18 protein-coding genes are annotated in these 19048 nt (G+C 36.1%); 8 read left to right on the forward strand and 10 right to left on the reverse strand.

Annotation, left to right across the window (positions count from 1 at the left end):
• Window positions 1–194 precede the first annotated feature (194 nt).
• The 4 genes from nagZ to nadB all read right to left on the reverse strand — a co-directional run bounded on the left by nagZ (window position 195) and on the right by nadB (window position 5470).
• Window positions 195–1910, reverse strand: a complete 1716-nt coding sequence (gene nagZ, locus KHA93_RS16065) for a beta-N-acetylhexosaminidase (protein ID WP_213111661.1) — start codon at window positions 1908–1910, stop codon at window positions 195–197.
• A 202-nt stretch (window positions 1911–2112) separates the two neighbouring features.
• The gene (nadA, locus tag KHA93_RS16070) at window positions 2113–3066 is read right to left on the reverse strand and encodes a quinolinate synthase NadA (RefSeq protein WP_233711191.1); all 954 of its coding nucleotides are present in this window, start codon (window positions 3064–3066) and stop codon (window positions 2113–2115) included.
• 27 nt (window positions 3067–3093) lie between these two features.
• The gene (gene nadC / locus KHA93_RS16075; RefSeq protein ID WP_213111663.1) at window positions 3094–3933 is read right to left on the reverse strand and encodes a carboxylating nicotinate-nucleotide diphosphorylase; all 840 of its coding nucleotides are present in this window, start codon (window positions 3931–3933) and stop codon (window positions 3094–3096) included.
• The gene (gene nadB, locus KHA93_RS16080; RefSeq protein ID WP_213111664.1) at window positions 3902–5470 is read right to left on the reverse strand and encodes an L-aspartate oxidase; all 1569 of its coding nucleotides are present in this window, start codon (window positions 5468–5470) and stop codon (window positions 3902–3904) included. The genes nadC and nadB overlap by 32 nt, the downstream gene beginning before the upstream one ends.
• A 797-nt stretch (window positions 5471–6267) precedes the next feature.
• Between nadB and KHA93_RS16085 the strand changes: the two genes are divergently transcribed.
• The 3 genes from KHA93_RS16085 (at window position 6268) to KHA93_RS16100 (ending at window position 8749) form a co-directional block, all read left to right on the forward strand.
• Complete coding sequence (locus tag KHA93_RS16085) at window positions 6268–6822, forward strand: DJ-1/PfpI family protein (protein ID WP_213111665.1); 555 nt, start codon at window positions 6268–6270, stop codon at window positions 6820–6822.
• A 441-nt stretch (window positions 6823–7263) separates the two neighbouring features.
• On the forward strand, window positions 7264–7668 hold the full coding sequence (locus tag KHA93_RS16095; protein ID WP_213111667.1) for a VOC family protein: 405 nt from the start codon (window positions 7264–7266) through the stop codon (window positions 7666–7668).
• Between the two features lie 31 nt (window positions 7669–7699).
• Window positions 7700–8749 carry a hypothetical protein gene (locus KHA93_RS16100; protein ID WP_213111668.1) on the forward strand — a complete coding sequence of 350 codons (1050 nt, stop codon included), beginning with the start codon at window positions 7700–7702 and terminating at the stop codon, window positions 8747–8749.
• A 100-nt stretch (window positions 8750–8849) separates the two neighbouring features.
• Here KHA93_RS16100 and KHA93_RS16105 read toward each other — a convergent pair whose 3' ends face one another.
• On the reverse strand, window positions 8850–9764 hold the full coding sequence (locus tag KHA93_RS16105; protein WP_213111669.1) for an alpha/beta fold hydrolase: 915 nt from the start codon (window positions 9762–9764) through the stop codon (window positions 8850–8852).
• A gap of 309 nt (window positions 9765–10073) precedes the next feature.
• A complete protein-coding gene (locus tag KHA93_RS16110; RefSeq protein ID WP_213111670.1) occupies window positions 10074–11234 on the reverse strand; it encodes an acyltransferase family protein in 1161 nt (386 codons plus the stop codon).
• Window positions 11235–11722: 488 nt separating this feature from the next.
• Here KHA93_RS16110 and KHA93_RS16115 point away from each other — a divergent pair, with 488 nt between their 5' ends.
• From KHA93_RS16115 to KHA93_RS16125, 3 genes are read left to right on the forward strand one after another with little or no spacing between them, the layout of a single operon-like run.
• The gene (locus tag KHA93_RS16115) at window positions 11723–12652 is read left to right on the forward strand and encodes an ABC transporter ATP-binding protein (RefSeq protein ID WP_213111671.1); all 930 of its coding nucleotides are present in this window, start codon (window positions 11723–11725) and stop codon (window positions 12650–12652) included.
• Between the two features lie 4 nt (window positions 12653–12656).
• A complete protein-coding gene (locus KHA93_RS16120; RefSeq protein WP_213111672.1) occupies window positions 12657–13760 on the forward strand; it encodes an ABC transporter permease in 1104 nt (367 codons plus the stop codon).
• Between the two features lie 25 nt (window positions 13761–13785).
• Window positions 13786–14388 (forward strand): DJ-1/PfpI family protein, encoded by a 603-nt coding sequence (locus tag KHA93_RS16125; RefSeq protein WP_213111673.1) that lies wholly within the window; start codon window positions 13786–13788, stop codon window positions 14386–14388.
• Between the two features lie 126 nt (window positions 14389–14514).
• On the opposite strand, the gene KHA93_RS16130 is transcribed toward KHA93_RS16125, so the two are convergent.
• Window positions 14515–15279: a CPBP family intramembrane glutamic endopeptidase gene (locus KHA93_RS16130; protein ID WP_213111674.1), complete on the reverse strand. Its 765-nt coding sequence runs from the start codon at window positions 15277–15279 to the stop codon at window positions 14515–14517.
• Window positions 15280–15667: 388 nt separating this feature from the next.
• On the opposite strand from KHA93_RS16130, the gene KHA93_RS16135 reads away from it, so the two are divergent.
• Both KHA93_RS16135 and KHA93_RS23870 read left to right on the forward strand, forming a co-directional pair.
• Window positions 15668–16849, forward strand: a complete 1182-nt coding sequence (locus tag KHA93_RS16135; RefSeq protein ID WP_213111675.1) for a GGDEF domain-containing protein — start codon at window positions 15668–15670, stop codon at window positions 16847–16849.
• Window positions 16850–16996: 147 nt separating this feature from the next.
• A complete protein-coding gene (locus KHA93_RS23870; protein ID WP_432806352.1) occupies window positions 16997–17149 on the forward strand; it encodes a CPBP family glutamic-type intramembrane protease in 153 nt (50 codons plus the stop codon).
• Window positions 17150–17412: 263 nt separating this feature from the next.
• Here the strand turns inward: KHA93_RS23870 and ytxJ are convergent, their stop codons facing one another.
• From ytxJ to KHA93_RS16150, 3 genes are all read right to left on the reverse strand, one after another.
• Window positions 17413–17760, reverse strand: a complete 348-nt coding sequence (gene ytxJ, locus KHA93_RS16145) for a bacillithiol system redox-active protein YtxJ (RefSeq protein WP_213111676.1) — start codon at window positions 17758–17760, stop codon at window positions 17413–17415.
• Window positions 17760–17966, reverse strand: coding sequence for a glycine zipper domain-containing protein (locus KHA93_RS23950; RefSeq protein ID WP_490710553.1), 207 nt, complete (start codon window positions 17964–17966; stop codon window positions 17760–17762). The genes ytxJ and KHA93_RS23950 overlap by 1 nt, the downstream gene beginning before the upstream one ends.
• Before the next feature lie 117 nt (window positions 17967–18083).
• On the reverse strand, window positions 18084–19001 hold the full coding sequence (locus KHA93_RS16150; protein ID WP_233711192.1) for an alpha/beta hydrolase: 918 nt from the start codon (window positions 18999–19001) through the stop codon (window positions 18084–18086).
• Window positions 19002–19048 lie beyond the last annotated feature (47 nt).

Here is a 19048-nt window from a genome sequence, read left to right on the forward strand (position 1 = left end):
GCCCTAATAACTTCTTGTGGAAGATAAGTTGATTGGACATATTGTCTTTTTTAAACTTTTTGGAGAACACACTTATGAAAAGTGTATGTTACAAGGAACCGCATTCGTGTTAAGATGATCTATTCGTTGTTGTCGAAATTAATCATTCACCTTGGCTTTAATACTTATTATCTTTACAAGTTACGAGATCTAAATTATTTTAAATACTCATCCAAAAGATTATTTATCGATTTATTCATCTCCCCTATATTTACATTTCCCATTTTCTCATTGTTAATTTTATATTTCCTTTTTAGCGTAATGATTCTTTCAACACTTTCATTTAATCTTTGTTCTGAGATTTCTCCTTTTTGAACCGCTGTTTTTATAGAAGAAAAAATTTCAACTATATTATCGTATTCGTGCCCCACTAAAATAATATCGCTGCCTGATTTGAGCGATTGAACCGCAGCCTGCCCAATATCAAAGTGCTCTGTAATCGCCCCCATTGTCATGTCGTCTGTTATGATAACACCTTTAAAACCAAGCTGATTTCTAAGAATATCCGTCATGATAGGTTTAGACATGGAAGCTGGAAAATTGCTATCCAGTTGTGGCAGTAAAATATGGGCTACCATTACTACATCTGCACCGTTATCGATTGCACGCCTAAACGGAATGAGTTCAAGGCCTTCTAATTGTATACGAGTTTTTTTTATAATAGGGAGCTCTAGATGGGAATCAACGGACGTATCCCCATGTCCTGGAAAATGCTTAATTGTAGCGATAACATTTTCCGATTGAATACCATTCATTGTTTGAATGCCAAGCTTACTTACAATCTCTGGATTGTTCCCGAACGACCTGTCTCCGATAATGGGGTTGTTCGGATTGCTATTGATATCAAGAACTGGAGCAAAGTCTAGATTAAATCCAAATGCTTTTAACTCCTTGCCTAAAAGCGTTCCCACTTGATAGGAGAACTGACTGTTATTGATCGTTCCAATCTCTTGATTCGTTGGAAAATTGGCCAGTCCTCCGGGAAGCCTAGTAATGTGCCCCCCTTCTTGGTCAACTCCTAATAGAAGCGGTAAAGCTAGATCATTAGACTTCAATTCATTCAGGAGCTGAACAGTTTGTTGAGGGTTGACTAAGTTTTCCCTGTAAAAAATAAATCCGCCAATTTTGTATTTTGTTAATAAGCTTTTATTATTTGTATCCATTGTCGTACCAGTAATACCAGCGAGAATCATCTGCCCAATCTTCTCGTCCATACTCATGCCTGTAATGGTTTCTGATATGCTTTTTTGTTGATTCGATTGATTCTTTACTTCAGTAAAGACAGAAATATGATCCACTTTTGGATTCGGCACTCGATCTGATGGCTTTGGTAAAATCCACTTTAAATCTGTTGAAGGAGTAACATGATAAACAAGAATGATTTGGTTATGGGTTTCATCTTGGTAGTACCGTACTTCATCTGGTTCACCACCTACCTTCTTAACCTCATTTAACGGAATGTTTTGTAATTCAGAATCATAGGACCTAATGTCATTCACAGTTTCACTTACATAACCAACTACGACATGGCGTTCTACATACTCTTCATAGATCCCGCTTTCTGCTTCTGTTGTGTGATTCGGCTCTCCCCATTTCTGATTTACTTCCATTATTTTAGTTTTACCGGTAATAAAGGGAGTGTGCACGACTTTCCCTTCTTTAGAAAATGAAAAGGTGTCCCTTACTAATGCATCAAGATTTTCACTTTTATCTGATGGTTTGTTAGTGGTCGGAGGTGAAACTATAGGGTTTTCTTTGACCGAACGGGTCCCTCCCCCAACTAGTCCGAAAGCATAGACAGCTAAAGCCAAAATAAGAAGAGGAATCAAAAAGTATAGCCAATACAGCCGGGGATTTCGTTGTTTTGCCATTTAAAAATGCCCCTTTCTTATAAAAATCATACTATTCATGTACGAGGCTGTTGTGACATTGGAATCGTATGTGTATTTATTATTATTCGTTTATGCTGAAATGATTAAAGCTATCTATTCTAATTGTAGAATAGATAGCTTTTTTTGAAGTTTACTTTAAATTATTATTTCCTGTACGCATAATAATATGACTGCCTTTTGTTTACCCAATCGAAATCATACGCTCAATAGCAAGTTTCGCTCTTTCAGCTGTCTCCTCTGGAACCGTAATAATATGCTTGTTTTCTTTTAAAGCATCTAAAACTTTTTCAAGTGTAATCATTTTCATAAAGGGACAAACGGCAGTCCGATTTGCCGGAATGAATCGTTTTTCAGGATTTTGTTTTTGCATTTGATGAATAATCCCTACTTCTGTTGCTACAATGAATTCTTCTGCCTGCGATTGTTTAGAGTGTTTGAGCATGTTGCCCGTAGATAAAATATGAGTTTTATTTTTTGGCAAAATACCCTCTGACATTAAATACATACTGGAAGTAGAACAGCCGCATTCAGGATGGACGAGCAACTCGGCTTCTGGATGTTGTGTAAGAACGTCGTCTACATGCTCCGGAGCTATTCCTGCGTGCACGTGGCATTCTCCCATCCAAATGTGCATGTTTTCACGACCTGTTTCACGCTGTACAAAAGATCCCAGGAACATATCCGGTAAGAAAAGGATCTCTTTATCTTCGGGGATCGATCGGACAATGTCGACAGCATTGGAAGAAGTACAGCAATAGTCACTTAGTGCCTTCACTTCAGCAGTTGTATTCACATATGCAACGACTACGGCATCAGGGTGCTCGGCTTTCCATTCGCGAAGCTGGTCTGCTGTAATCGAATCAGCTAAAGAGCAGCCTGCGTCAAGGTCTGGAAGAAGCACCGTTTTCTCAGGGTTCAACATAGCGGCGGTTTCTGCCATAAAATGCACACCACAGAACACGATCACATCAGCTGAAGTTTCCGCGGCAGCACGTGCTAGCGCAAGGGAATCCCCCAACACGTCGGCAATATCTTGAATCTCTGGAAGTTCATAATTGTGAGCGAGCAAAATAGCATTACGTTTTTTCTTCCATTCTTGAATATCTTCAATAATATGGCTTTTGGTTTCAATCATTGTCATATTGAACGTTCCTCTCTATTGTTATTTTTCAACGGCAACTTTGACACTAATATCAAGCGCTTTAAATGAATGGGTTAAAAAACCAAGAGAAATATAATGAACACCCGAATCGCGATAGGAAGCCAAATTGTTTAAATTTATCCCTCCGGACGCTTCCGTTACAATATGTGCAGGCACTAGCTTGATCAATTCCTTTATTTCTTCAGGAGTACGATTATCAAACATGATGACATCTGCACCCGCTTCGACCGCTTCTATTACTTGCTCTTTTGACTCCGTCTCCACTTCAATTTTCACCATATGGCCAGCGTTTTCTCTCACTAACTCCACCGCACGTTTGATAGAGCCAGCGAATGATATATGGTTATCTTTTATCATGACACCGTCATAAAGACCAAAACGATGATTATATCCCCCACCAGTACGAACAGCATATTTTTCAAGCATTCGAAGGCCTGGTGTTGTTTTTCTCGTATCGCAAATCCTCGTAAACGAGCTATCAAGCGTTTCTACTGCTTTTCGTGTTAATGTCGCAATTCCGCTCATACGCTGAACAAGATTTAAAACAACCCTCTCTCCTTTTAAAAGAGCTGAAACTTCCCCTGACACAGCAGCTAATTGCTGTCCTACTTCAATTAGTTCACCATCTTTGACAAATAACTGAATTTCAATTTGAGAATCTAAAACGTGAAAACCCGTCTTAATGATGTCCTCACCACAAAAAATCCCGTCTTCTTTCGCAAGAAAAACAATTTCCCCTTTTGGATTGTTTGAAAAAATCAAATCTGTTGTAACATCCCGTTCTCCAATATCTTCAATAAAAAATTGCTCAATTAACGAGCGCAGCTTCACCTTGTTCATGATAGATCTCCACTTCTCCTTTATGCTTCTGAATGATTAGTTTCTTGCACCAAATCTCATCTTCATATGGAAAATCACTTCTAAAATGCCCACCGCGACTTTCTGTCCTAGTTAATGCTGCTTCCGTGATCAGGCAAGCATTGATATACATAAAAATAGCTTGAATATCTTGTACTGAATAAGAATCAAGGATTGATAATTCATTTACATTTAACTGTTTCAGCCAATCTATTTGTTTTTCTAAAAGTTCTATAGATCGGACGATACCGACTCTTTTCATCATCGTATCCTTTAAGGTTTCAACATCTAGGAGGAATGTTTTTTTAACATGTTGTGTTTGACACGGCTTAGTAAACTCCGGAATTGGGTATTTTTTTGGATTTGAATTAATGAATTCCGCAAGCTTTTTCCCTTGATAAAGCCCTTCTAAAAGAGAATTACTCGCCAAGCGATTGGCGCCGTGGAGACCGGTACAAGAAGCCTCGCCGATTGCAAACAGTCCTTCTAGAGAGGAGCGACCAATTAAATCCGTTTTGATGCCCCCCATTAAAAAATGACTGCCTGGTACGACTGGAATTTTTCCCTCTGAAAGATCAATTCCACTTTTTTGGCACATAACTGTAATTGAAGGAAACCTATTTTCAAAGTTTTTGATATTCCTAATATCCAGGTAAACTTCATGTCCCCTTTCGATAACATTTAAAATAGTTTGGGAAACAACATGTCTTGGAGCTAGGTCTTTTAATGGATGGATGCCTTCCATAATCGGAGTTCCGTCTTCAGTAATTAAAATCGCTCCTTCCCCTCTAACTGCCTCTGAAATCAACCCTTTCGTTTCCCCGTCTTTATATAGAAGGGTTGGATGAAATTGCACAAATTCCATATCTACAATTTCTACACCAGCCAAATACGCCATCGCTATCCCGTCGCCTGTCACGGTGGGAGCATTGGAAGTAAAGGAATAAACTTGCCCACATCCACCAGTCGCAAGAACGACATAATTAGCATGAAAAAATTGAATATTGCCCTTTTCGTTTTTGGCTTTTACACCAATACAGTGCTTCTGATTTTGATCTACGATTAACTCGTAAGCAAAAATGTTCTCTTCAACTGTTATATTTCCTGCTAGATTCCTAATCAGGTGCTCTATTAAATGCTTTCCTGTTGCATCGCCGCCACTATGAACGATTCGACTTTTACTATGAGCTCCTTCCAGTCCAAGGTGTAAAGCCCCATCTTGATCCTTATCAAAAAGATTAAAGAAGCCGCTAATTAGTGATGGCGCTTCGTTCAATATTTCACGAACTGAAGCATCGTTATTGTGAAATCTTCCCGCTTCAAGAGTATCGGCGAAATGCTTCAAAGGGTCGTCCCCTAGCCCGATAGCGGCCGCTATGCCACCTTGCGCCAAATAAGAATTGGCATTTTTTATTGTAGACTTTGTGATAATCATCACTTTCTTATCACGTCTTAACAAAGTGGCAAGTTGTAAAGCCGCAACCCCACTTCCAACAATAAGCACATCATACATTTCCATGATGAAAGCCTCCAAATAGTTTACAGGTGTCTTGACATATATATTTACACATATTGAATGTAAAAACAATATTTTTTTATATAAAAATCATGAAAGTAAAAAGTGGATCGAGAGAAGATTCATTTTGAGGGGATACTGTATTCATGATGTAACTGCTTTTCAATTATGCTCCTGAATCCTGTAATGATGATTCGTGACGAAACTCATCAATAATCTATTTTCATCGGGAATTGCGCCTTTATTCTCGATGAAGTATAGGTCAAACTTATTTAACAAAAAGAGCAAAGAACTCCCCTCTAGAAAGGAGCGTTCTTTGCTCAAGAATAAAATTGGTATTATAGTTTATTGTTCATAACACGAAGGCTTTAGCTCCTTGTGCCTCTGGCATTAGATTTACCTTTTTTCTTTTGCTGTTCATCTGGTCGTTTTTCTTTACCATTTCGATTATTTTTATGTGCTTCTGAGTCTTTAACCATGTTATTCCCTCCGATGTCACTTAAGAATTATTACACTAGGAACATTTGTCGCTACATACAATTTAGATATTTCTATCTTGACTTTATCCATAGTCAATATAACAACAAAAGTCAGTATTATCATATCCGGAATATGGCAAATTATTCAGCATGTCCATCAGCCTATGTGCTGCATCGTTCCGTTCTTTTTTATGAATTAATCAAAAATTCAACTTTATCAATTGAAGGTTTATTCCTTATTATTGTGGAATACATATTATGTGACACCATGGAGCGATAGCACAATATTGAACGACTAAAATTGATAATGGAGGTATGTTCATGAGCAAAAAAGTGTTAATCATTACTGGTGATGCAGTAGAGGCACTAGAAGTGTTCTATCCTTATTATCGCTGTTTGGAAGAGGGGTTCGAAACAACCATAGCTTCACCTTCTGTCAAAAAGCTGTATACAGTAAGTCATGATTTTGTCGAGGGAACGGAAACATATGTGGAAAAGCCAGCGTATGGTTTAGATTCTCATGTTGCTTTTGTGGATGTGGATCCTACGGAATATGATGGACTAATCATACCTGGAGGACGTGCACCGGAATATATCCGTCTAGATGAATCTGTTCCAGTCATTGTCCGCCATTTCTTCGAGGAAAATAAGCCAGTAGGCGCTATCTGCCATGCGGCGCAGGTCCTTTCCGTCGTCCCCGATTTAATGAAAGGAAAAGAATATACAGCCTATATTGCCTGTAAACCGGATGTACAAGCATGCGGCGCAACGTATATTGATGAGCACTTGCACGTACACGAAAACCTTGTTTCCGGGCATGCTTGGCCCGATTTGCCAGGATTTATGCGTGAATTTATCCATCTATTAAACAAATGATAGCAAAAAACACTCTTTTTTAAATAAATATTTCAGTAAGAAAAACAGACTGAGATGGAAGTTATAAATTATTGTAGATTAATATTTTGTTCGTTTTTAGTTGAATATAAGCCAAAAAGCTAGATAAGATATGTCACAATGAAATGTCTTATCCAGCTTTTTTCGAAAAATGGAAATTTATAAAGGACAAGTTAACACCTCGACTAAACAGCTTGTAGAAGCTGACAAGGATTCTCGTGGACTTTACAATCAATTGCTTGCCAGAGTTTTCAGTCGGTTTTACCACATCTAGAATAAAAGATTTACATAACCATTTATCACATAATGGTGTTCAAGTTGAACCCATTCAAGACGATAACGGACAGCACCTTTTTTATTTCTACGATCCTAGCGGAAACAAACTGCAAGTCCATAACTAAATTTGATGAGGGGGTTTTTAAAATGGTACAGCAACAAACCGTTTCATATGTAAAAGGGATTAATTGTATTTATCTACCCGTTTCCAATATCCACGAATCAGCTAAATGGTATACAGAAAACCTTCATTTAGAATTATTAAAAGAGGTACATGAACATTCCACACAGGCACAACTGAAAATATCATCCGAACAGACCATATTTTTAATCAAGGTGGCTACTACCTTTAACCTTACTTATTTTGAAGTAGATGGAAACGAACAATGCGTTTTAACACTAGAGGTACCAAATATCAAACAATTGCATGAAAAACTACGTGCCAACCTAATTGAAGTAGAGGATATTCAAGATAACCAAGGATGTGGATTGACATTTGCCATAAAAGACCCCGATGGAAATAAAATTGATATTTGGGGTGGTTGGGCATAACAGTTTGGAAATTCTATTTGGAGGTGTATGTATGCAAGACGATATTCTACTAGACTCTAACAAAACGGTTAGGCTAGAAAATTACAAATTTAGCGGATTGGATGCTTCTCTAATAGGCGCGATTAAGTCTGTTATAGACTATTACGAAATCCCTGTATCGACATCGTGGATATACGGCATGACGGGGTATGCTTTTTTACATGTACTGGATGAAGGTTTAGTTAAACCAAATGCTGGACCTCCAGAGCAAGAGATTTTTAAACTTGCTCGTAATATAGGTGTAGAGATTAATGGTCTACATGTTTATGCTGAAGGGGAAAACTTTAAAAACTTACAAGCGGAAGCATGGGAGAAAGCAAGAGTAGCATTAAACGCCAAACAACCCGTATTTGCAAAAAACATTGATATCCAAAACCAAACTTCCATTGTCTATGCTTATGATGACATCGGTTATTATACCCATTCATGGCATACAGGGTATGAACACAGTGAAGATGTGATTCCTTGGAACTCACTAGGTCTTAGTCTTTGTCCTTGTATCAACTGCGTGAATTCTCGAAAAGCATCTGGATACGAAAACCCGATGGGCGGTCTTATTTCTTTACATTGGGCTAACCCGATCGAAGCTGTTGACGAAATGACTGCTTTTAAAGAAGCTCTTACATATGTAATTCGATTGAACGAAGAAGGGATTTACAATTGGGAAGGTAAAACATATTTTGTTGGACAAAAAGCTTATGAACGCTGGTTAACGGCAATGGAAAACAATGATATTAACAAATATTATTTTAGCCTTTTCGTCGAGATTTTAAATGAAGGAAGACATCACGCAATTACATTCCTAACAGAGATAAAAGAGAAGGTTCCTTCAATAAACGAACAACTTATCGATGAGGCAATTTCTACATACAGCGAGATTTCTTCCAGGTATAAAATTTTGAATAGCATGTATCCGTATGAGGAGCCGCCTGTCGTTGAAATGAAAGATAAAGAACAATGTATTGCGATTGTAAAAGAGTTGATGAGCTTAGAGGAAAAAGCAATGACCACGCTTAAAGAAATCCATGCTTGTTTACCATAGTTGCTGTGACGAATCGATTCAGTACAATCAATAAGGAAAAAAAAGTGGAAAAGCAGCAACGACGTGTACAACTCAAACCACGTTCTTGCTGCTTTTTATATTAGTCTAATAAAAAATCACTTACTAATGTATTAACGATATCTTTTTGTTCTGCAGGTAGACAATGAGAGCAATAAGGGATTAATTTTGCTTTTATTTTTGGAAAACTACTTGCATAATCAATGGCTTTTTTAGTAGATGAATAAACTACTTCTTGTTCACCAATTAGGACAAGCGTCTCAGGATCTAACCGCTCTAATTCCTGGCTTTCAAACACTCTCGGTACTACTCGCAATTGAATTTTTCCATATTTATAGCCTTTATAAAATTGTTGATATAGTATTTCATCAGGTTCATTTTGCTTCGCATACATCCAATTATACAATCCTCTAAAAAAAAATGAGTTTTTCACTGTCATAGCTGGAAATAATTTAAAAGGGAATTTCCAATTTAGGCTAGCAAAACTCATAACGGGAGCAAGTAATACCAATTTCTTTACACGGTTAGAATTCAAACTGAATTGTAAAGAAACCCAGCCTCCCATTGAGTGACCAACTAGAAAAATATCATTTAAATTTAAAGCATCCAGTATTCCATTTAGCCAAGTATCAATATGCTCCGAGGAAGAGATGGGCTTCGTACATTCGCTTTTTCCAAAATCACCTATCATATCAATCGCAAATACTCTAAAATGTTGACTCCAAATAGGCGCATTAGCCAACCACATCGTAGAGCTTACGGTCATACCGTGAATTAATACAAGTGGAGGAGCTTCCTCTGGCCCACATACTATAACATGCGTTTTTCCGAATGATGTATCTATATACAAACTTTCCGTTTCCACATTCCATTGTTTTAGTGCGAGATCATAACTCTCATAATAGGATTGTTTTTTAACTTCATCATTAAATACTAAATAGGACATATTACACCACAATTCTTTTAAATATTTCCATTTATATGAATAAATTACCATTTAGAAAGAATGCTAGCAAAAAAATATATGTTTTTTCCGTGAGAAATCTACTGTAAAAATAGTTTGTTTAGCCTATAAACGTCATATATACTGTTTTTTAAAAAGCAGAATAGTATGGTCTCGCTCTTTTTCCAATATAAAGCTTATATGGTTATCATACGGGGAATTTCCGATGTTAAGGAGGGGATTTTTTCTCCCCTCCCCTTGAATTTCGTGGTGTTCCATCTAAATTTTATAGCGGCAGTGAAAATAGCCATCCTCATAAAAAACAAAAGAACTGAGCAGAATTCAAGTGCTCAGTTCTTCAATTTACTTATAAACATTTAGATTTTGATTTTGTATCTTATCCTTTTTACGTACCTTTATCCCGAACAACATTCTTGCCACTGCAAGTCGCTTAATAACAAATTCATAAAGCAAAAATGAAGCTATTAGAGTCGCGATCATAATCATGAAGAATTTTGGAAAAATGCCAAAGTTTAATTTTACAATATAATATCCCACGATTACTAAGATGCTTTGATGAAGGATATAGATTGGGAATGCTGCTTCATTCATATAAGCAATAGCTTTATGAGGAAAATTTAAAAATTTATTTCCATAACCCAAAATAACAACTAAAGTCAGCCACATATTCATAGTTAGTAATAAAGCCTTGAATATATCGATGGCTGAAAATTTTTGTACATCTGGATATACAGTTATGAGTACGATATAAGCGGGTATCAATATGACTATTGATATGAAAGCTTTAAAACGGACTCGATTAAACATTTTTTGGTACCTAGAATCACTAGTAGCTATAAATCCAACAATAAATATTAAGAGAAAATAAAAAGGATTTTGACCACCAGGAGCAGGTAGAGCTTGTGTTATTAGTAACGCGATGATAAAAGAAATGAAAACGAACGGTTTACTAAATAGTTGATTAAACTTATTTATTTTTACTGTACTTAATTTCATATATCTGGTGAATAGTGGTAATGCAACGATTGACAGTACAAATAAATAAAGGATAAACCATAAGTGGGCGGGCGTAAATGTTCCGAAATATCCAGATAAATCACTGAAGTCGACAAAAAATCCTTTTAAGAATGAAAAATAATTTCCAGCTTCACCAGTATGGTTTAATAATGCAAAATATCCTTGCGGCGGAACAATGATTAAAACACCAAAAATGAGTGGAATAAATAAACGCTCGTATCGTTCCTTTAAATATTGGGAGCTAGATCGTTTTTGTAAAGCATACCAACTCGCTGATCCAGCTAACCAAAATAATAATGGCATAAACCAATAACTAGTCGTCGCAATAAACCAACTTAACCCCCAACTCAAACTCTCATTTTTCACATAAAATGGATCCCAATAATCAAAAACACGGGCCGAATGAAATGGAAATAACAATAAAATCCCTAGATTCCTAAGCCAGTCAATATCATACCTTCTATTTACTATTGCTTTCTCTTTCACGTTTACTCCTCCTGATTAATCATATCCAAAAAATGTCTAACATTAAGTTCTGAAGCTATCAACAGATAAATATAAAATCAGGGGAGTTGAAAAGCATTAGCCAAGCCTCCTAATATCACATTTATATCGATTTCATTGGTTCCTAGTTCCATAAGGGAAATTCTTTAGTATTCAAAACATAAAATTTCCACCTTCTGACATTATCATAAAACAAAAACAGCCCAGCGAAAACAGTTCGTTAAACTATTTATTTGAAAAACTTCCAAATTATTTATACTAGTTGAAAATTATACAATGTTAAGCAGTAGATTGAATATATAATATGTTTAAAATATGTTTTATTGTATGCAATAGGGTTGCATCTGAATGTTAAAATTGCGTAATCCTAATTTAATAATTACAAAAAATAAATTGAATTTTCCCACTCCCGGGAATACAATTAACCATGTAAAATTTTTCCATTATTTTGTATAAGGGGGATTAAAAGGGTGCCCATATTGGAAGTGAAAGACCTTCGGAAAACGTTTAAATCAGTGGTAGCTGTGGATTCGATTAGCTTTGTAGTGGAGGCCGGGGAAATCTTTACGATTATTGGCCCAAATGGTGCGGGTAAAACGACAACACTAGAGATGATTGAAGGGCTACAATCTCCTGATATGGGAGAAATCGAATTAATGGGAATGAACTGGAAAAAGGATTCTGAAAGAATTAAGCAAATCATCGGGGTTCAACCGCAGACAAGTGCACTATTTGACTTACTTACCGTTTATGAAAGCTTAGATGTATTTGCCGGTCTTTATAAACGTTCACGACCCATTGACGAAGTGTTAGACATCATCAATTTAAATGAACATCGCAATAAACGAGTAAAGGTTTTATCAGGTGGACAAAAACAACGGCTTGCCATTGGTATAGCACTCGTCAATGATCCAGATATTTTATTCTTTGATGAACCGACCACAGGGTTAGACCCACAAGCACGCAGAAATATATGGGATATTGTACTTAAACTAAAAAGCTTGGGGAAAACGACCATATTAACGACGCACTATATGGAAGAAGCAGAAAAGTTAAGCGACCGTGTTTGTATTGTTGACCAAGGAAAAATCATTGCCTTAGATACACCTCAAAATTTAATCCAACATTTATCAAATGAACGTGAAATTCACCTTTCTTTTCCGGAAATGACGAAAGATGCTAAAGAATTAGTCGATGTCGTGAAGGAATACCCCGGAGTAACAAAAGTAAAATCTGAGCAGAACACCCTTCATTTTTCAACAGCAAATCCAGAACAATCGTTATATCATCTTTTCAAGTACACGACAGACAATCATATCGAAGTTGAACAGATTGGAATTAAAGATGTGAGCCTTGAAGATGTTTTTATCTCATATACAGGGAAAGAGTGGAGGGATTAAATCGATGAAGCAGTTTCGGAAGCTTTTTGAAGCTAATTTTAAATCCACTTTTCGCGAAAAAGCAGTATGGGGCTGGTCCATTGCCTTTCCCGTCTTATTGATGGTTATTTTTCTAACCGTTTTTGCTGGGGTAAATGGCGACGACACTTCCTTTGAGGCTAATATTGTAACAGTTATGGAGGAACCGAATGAACTTGCCACAAGCCTAGAAACAACTTTAAAGTATATCCCGATGCTGACATGGAAAGAGGATTCACCAGTTAGCCGGAAACAAGCAGAAACATGGCTAAAGAATAAAAAGATCGATGCTGCCATTTTGCTTCCTACAAGTCCTGATGCAAAATCAGTAGAGCTATTACTGAACAAAGAGAAGGAAAATTCCACACTAAGTCAAATAATGGGCGGGATTGTAAACAGTATTCTGCAAGAAACGAATTATCAAATGGCCGGGGTGACACCACAGCTCTCCATGAAAACAGAATATGTTTCATCAGGCAGTGATCAGCTAAAATATACTGATTTCCTTGTTACCGGTATGATTGCTCTATCTATCGCACAAGCAGGGCTTTTCGGGATGGTTAGTCTAATCGAAATGCGACGTAATGGGCTATTAAAGCGATTAATGCTGACACCCATCACCATGAAAACTTTCGGCTTAAGCATTTCACTAGTGCGCCTTATTCTCTCCATTGTTCAAATTGTGCTACTTACTTTAATCGGCGTTCTCTTTTTCAAAGCTTCGTTACATGTAAACATCCTTTCTTTTATTATTATTTTTATCATCGGAACGATTACTTTTTCTGCTTTCGGATTTATGATAACAGCATTTACAAAATCGATGGATGGCTATATGGGACTTGCAAATATTTTCAGCTTTCTTATGATGTTTTTAAGCGGTATTTTCTTCGAACTATCCATACTGCCAAGCTATATTAAGCCGATATCTATCATCTCTCCACTCACTTACTTTGCAAATGGCATTCGTGATAGCATGATTTACGGTCTCAGCATCATGCACACTCAATTTTGGCTGAATATTGGCATACTCGCATTATGGGCGGTTGTAACATTTGCGGTTGGGGCAAGGTTTTTTAAATGGGAAGCTTAATCTTATTAACAAAAGGGGCAAGTACATGACTAGAAAAAAAGCATTATTATTTATTTTTGAGGGATATTGTGAATTTGAAATCGCTGTAGCCATCTCCATGTTAAGAAACTCTCATGACGTGGACACCTTTGGACTTGAGAAGAAGGCGATTAAATCAGAAGCTGGATTGACAACCTTACCAGACTTTACAATAGATGAACTAGTGATTGAAAAGTATGATGTTCTCATCATACCTGGTGGGGATTTAAGACCGATTGTCGAGTTTGAATCTAACCGTTTATATGATATTACAAAAGAATTTGTAGAGGCCGGAAAAGTAACCGCAGCAATTTGCAGTGGTGTCTACGTATTGGCTAAAGCTGGAGTTTTAACAGAAGTTCCTTATACGGTTACATTAGCAAAAGAACAAAGAAATTTTCTTGGCTGCTTTCAGGAGGATCATTATTGTTATCAATCAACGGTTAGGAACAAAAATATCCTAACCGCTCAAGGGCATGCATTTGTTTCTTTTGGGATTGAACTATGTAAAATGGTTAAGGATGTTAGTCATGAAGCAGTCGAATTTTATAGGGGGATGGGAAATAAAATGATGGAGGAAGGGCTTAGTATAGAACTGTCTAAGAAATAAATGATTCAGTCTTATATAATGAAAAATTGAAAAAGGAAAATGTAATCCTTTTATTATTTTAAAAAACTTAATCAAGAAACTAAAAGAACTAAGATGCTATCAAGCTGCTTAGTTCTTTATCCCTTTTCACATTGGGATCCCCGATCTTTTCATTATGGCCGTCTTCTGCACAAGTGCAAGAAGCAATAGCAAACATATAACCAATAGCACATCGAACCATTCATAATATGAATGCATATGAGGGTTTATCGTAACATCAACTATTTTTGAGCTAGATGATCCACCATCAGCACCAAGATAAAACCAAGTAAAATCCCAAAACCAATGTATACCTGCAACAAACCATATGGACCTTGTTAAAACGTAACAAATCGCAAAAAATAGTCCCATTAAGAAAAGAAAACTGATCCTTGAAAGTTCAAAGTTACCGTCAATCATATGCGCTAAGGTAAATAATAATGAAGAAATAATAACGGTAAGCTTTGACCTATAGGATGGCAGCATATTTATTACATAACCTCGAAAAACGATTTCCTCTGCAAAACCAACATAAGCTGTGGAAACTAATAATATCATTGTCGATATAATTAAGGAGCCCCAATCTTGGGATATAAACCGTATTTCATAAGCACCTGTACTATACATTAATAAAAATCGAATTACTTGAAAGATAATACCGATTAGACACCCAGACATTAAATAACCGAACCAACCTCTATTAAAGGGTAATCCTATTTTTGAAAATCCACCGATCTTCAACCATTTGGAAATAAAATGCATGGATAAGATTGAAATACATGCAGATATTCCCCAAACAAGCTCGTTCCCTTGCATTACCGTAAATACAATCATTCCCCAAAGAAGCAATAAGCAGACAAATTTATATAACATCACATCCCCCCATTCTTATATTGTTTTTAATGGTCATTATTTATTGCAAAGTCTTCTTTTAAAAAAGGTATTTCCCACCATACACTAATTAATGATCACTATCCTATTCACCACCAATCTACGTATTCCTCTTTTAAAGACAGATATAGACCAAAGCGCGAAACGATATTAATACAATGTACGGTAGTAATAATGATGTAGAATACCCTAATGTATTAAATATATTTTTAGACTATCCATCTTTGACAATTTTGAAGTACAGGCAAGTTTATAGCAGCCAATAGTGCAATATGTGAGGACTACATTTCTAAAAAAAGAAGTATATAGAGGCTCCTACTTCTGTTACAATCATAGTGATTGAATTTTCGCTCATAAGTTGGTGATTTTTTTGAATATATTTTTGGATACTAAAACCATTATTCTCTTACTTGGTATAGGCTATTTATTTACTATAATCCTTATTTTTGTATATGGACTTAATCATACAAAGGGTGCAACGACAAAAACCTTTTTTATCGCAAAAAGCTTTCAGACAATCGTATTGTTTTGTATGGTTTATCGCGGAGAAATTCCCGACTTTCTATCCATCTTTTTGGCTAACTCCCTGCTATTTATAGGAATGTCTTTAGAAGTAATAGCATTATTAAGTCTTCAAAATGGTCTCCGTAATAAGACCAAGATGTTCTATTTTTTTATGAATCTATTTGGTATTATTGGTTTTCTACTCATTTTTCTCTTTTATAACAAAGAATACGTACGAATTGCCTATTGCTCCTTTATAACTATGGCAATATTATTCCCGGTTTATCGGATGGTTATTGGGAAAGTCCCTACCTTACTTATGAGGACGATTGGTAGTCTTTATCTCCTTTTTATCGCAGGTAATTTGGTTAGAGGGCTGACCGCTCTTTTATCATCTTCTATCTCGACAAGCTTTTATACGCCTGGAAGCTACCAGTTGATTTCCTTACTATCTATTTATCTTTTAATCAATTTGGGGAATATAGGATTTTTCCTGTTAATAAAGGAAAAATCAGACTCCGAGTTAGTTCGTTTAGCCAGTTATGATGATTTAACAGGTACGTTGAACCGTAGAACCTTTACAGAAAATGCGAAACAGTATCTCATAAATTATGCTAAGAAAGGACAACCTCTCTCCTATTTTCTTTTTGATGTAGACAGTTTTAAAACAATTAATGATACTTATGGCCATCAAGTTGGAGATCAAGTACTTCAGGATCTTACTACTAGAATTAAGCAATATTTAAGTAAAGACGATTTGTTTGTACGCTATGGGGGCGATGAGTTTGGAATCCTTATGCCTGGAAAGGATGAGGGCAAATCGAACGAGATTGCCCAGCAAATTACTCAAACGTTTAATGAAGTAATCAGTCCAAATCTTCCGGTGACATATACCATTAGTATAGGCGTCCTCACCGTTATTCCAAATCAATATACACAACTGGAAAATCTTTATACTACTTGTGACAAGGCCCTTTATAAAGCTAAAAACAACGGGCGAAATGGAATATTTCGAAGCCAGATAGAAGAACAACATGCGGTTTCATAATGGAAAACTGGAAATTAAAAGCAGCTAGGTTTAAAAAGCCGTAAACTAATCGAAAGTGGTTGAATCATATCCATTTTCGATTAGTTTACGGCTTTTGATTAATATTCCTAATTTTAGATTACGATTGGATTACCCAACGCTAACCGTATTTTCAACTTTTTATTTGCACTAATCTATCCATGGTTTGAAGAAGGATATTTGAGAGGTTTAATATTGAATGCTGGTAGTACGTTGCCATTTTGGGTAAACAACAACATATACTCCACATTATTTTTCGTTTTAAGCCATCCATTGTTGTGAGGAGTCTTTTCTAGTTCATATCAAATGTACATATCCCTATTTTTAATGGGAATCATCTGGTCCATAATTCGGTACAAAACCAGCAGTTTTAAATGAGCAGTTTATTCTCACATATTGGTCGATGCCGGTATTTTATCGGTGTTTGGTTTTTATCATTTATGACTGTGTTAATTAATATTGTTGATTATTGAATTACAAATAAAAAGGACTTCGCTAATGAATTGCACTTTTGTTTTTGTATTCTCACTGATGCATCCATTCGTTCAATCCATCAACATATCTTCATAAACCTTTTTCATTCTTTTCTTCGTAATGTTCCAATGAGATGTCTCCCACAGGACTTCTTTATTTCTAATCAGCAACAATTGAGGAGATGCATGTTTCACATTCATGTCTGTTTCAATTTGGTTGGAAGTTTGGCGTTCTTCGATTACTTTTACAACATACATGTCCATTTCTTTGCTTTTTCTAATTTTCATATAACCTTCCACTTGTCTGTATGCTCTTGCACTAATCATACATGCTGTACTATGTTTTAGTAACCAAAAAGGCTGATTATCAGACCGATCTAAGATACCTTTCCACTCCTCAACAGAGTTTAATTCAATCATCAGTTTGCCCCTCTTCCACTTAAAAAATGTCCTAACAACAAGCCAGATGCCACACCTACAGGAAACCAAATAGCCAATCGGTCTAAAGAAACACCAAACGCAGCCCCTATCCCGGCTCCTAAGGCAATACCCCATCCTCTATACTTGGATTTTTTTTCGTCATATTCCCCCTTTTGTTTTTTCGTTAAAAATTCCCTGAATACTATTAAGTTACATCACTTTACTGCTTTGTTAGCTGAACAAAAAAAGTCTTAATATTGATACGTTCTTATGAGTGATAAGTTTCTTTAATAGAAAACAATCACCATTCACTATCATATTATTTATTTAGCGTTATCACTTCTTTTACCAGCATAGAACAGTAAATAACGTTCCGTATTACTTGACCAGTATTTATAATCGTGTCCCCCTAGATTAGTTACATATTGGACATCGATTTGTCTTTCTTTTAGTTTCATATACAAAGCTTTATTACCCTCAACAAGCCAATCATGATCCATTGTCCCATGGTCTAAGTATACTGAGATGTCTTCTTTTTCCAGGCTTTCAGATAGATACAGCGGGTCAATTTGCTCTCTACTATTCCCGTTGCTAAATAACCAATTGATGCCTGAACCAGCTTTTTCATCGGTCCTTATTGCCGCACTATGACCTCCGACCTTACTAAAGTGATCATTATGAACGAAAGCTAAGTGTAAAGCAGCAAATCCACCCATTGATATACCCCCTATAAATCTTCCACTTTTGTCTTGAATCGTACAATATTCTGAATCAATATAAGGAATTAATTCTTTAATAATATAATCCTTGTATAGCCCTTCATCATGATCATCAATCTTTTTAGTAATGGTGGATGTATTTATTCCATAGCTATTATCAATCATTGGACTAACAATAATCAGAGGGTTGATTTTCTGCTCTTTTATTAGACGATCCGCTGTTTGATCAATCTTAGCAGCATTTATTCCTAAAAATCCGTTAAACCAGCTCTGCTCGTTACTATCTTTTCCATGTAATAGGTAAAGAACAGGGTATTTGTGATCCTTGTTATACTTTGGAGGCAAATAGATATTGACCTTTTGTACTTTTCTCAAAAAATCACTATCTATTTTTGATTCAATTATTTGAGGATGATAGAACTCACGTACGATCGATTCTAATGAAAAACCATTCATTACCAATACAATGAAGAAGAGAAAAAGTAAAGGAGGAACAATACGATATAAATATTTTTTAATCATATTTTCCTCCTATGGCCGAGACTTATCGGCATATACTATTAAGTTTC

The organism is Lederbergia citrisecunda, assembly GCF_018343695.1.
In the GTDB taxonomy this organism is placed as follows: domain Bacteria; phylum Bacillota; class Bacilli; order Bacillales; family Bacillaceae_C; genus Lederbergia; species Lederbergia citrisecunda.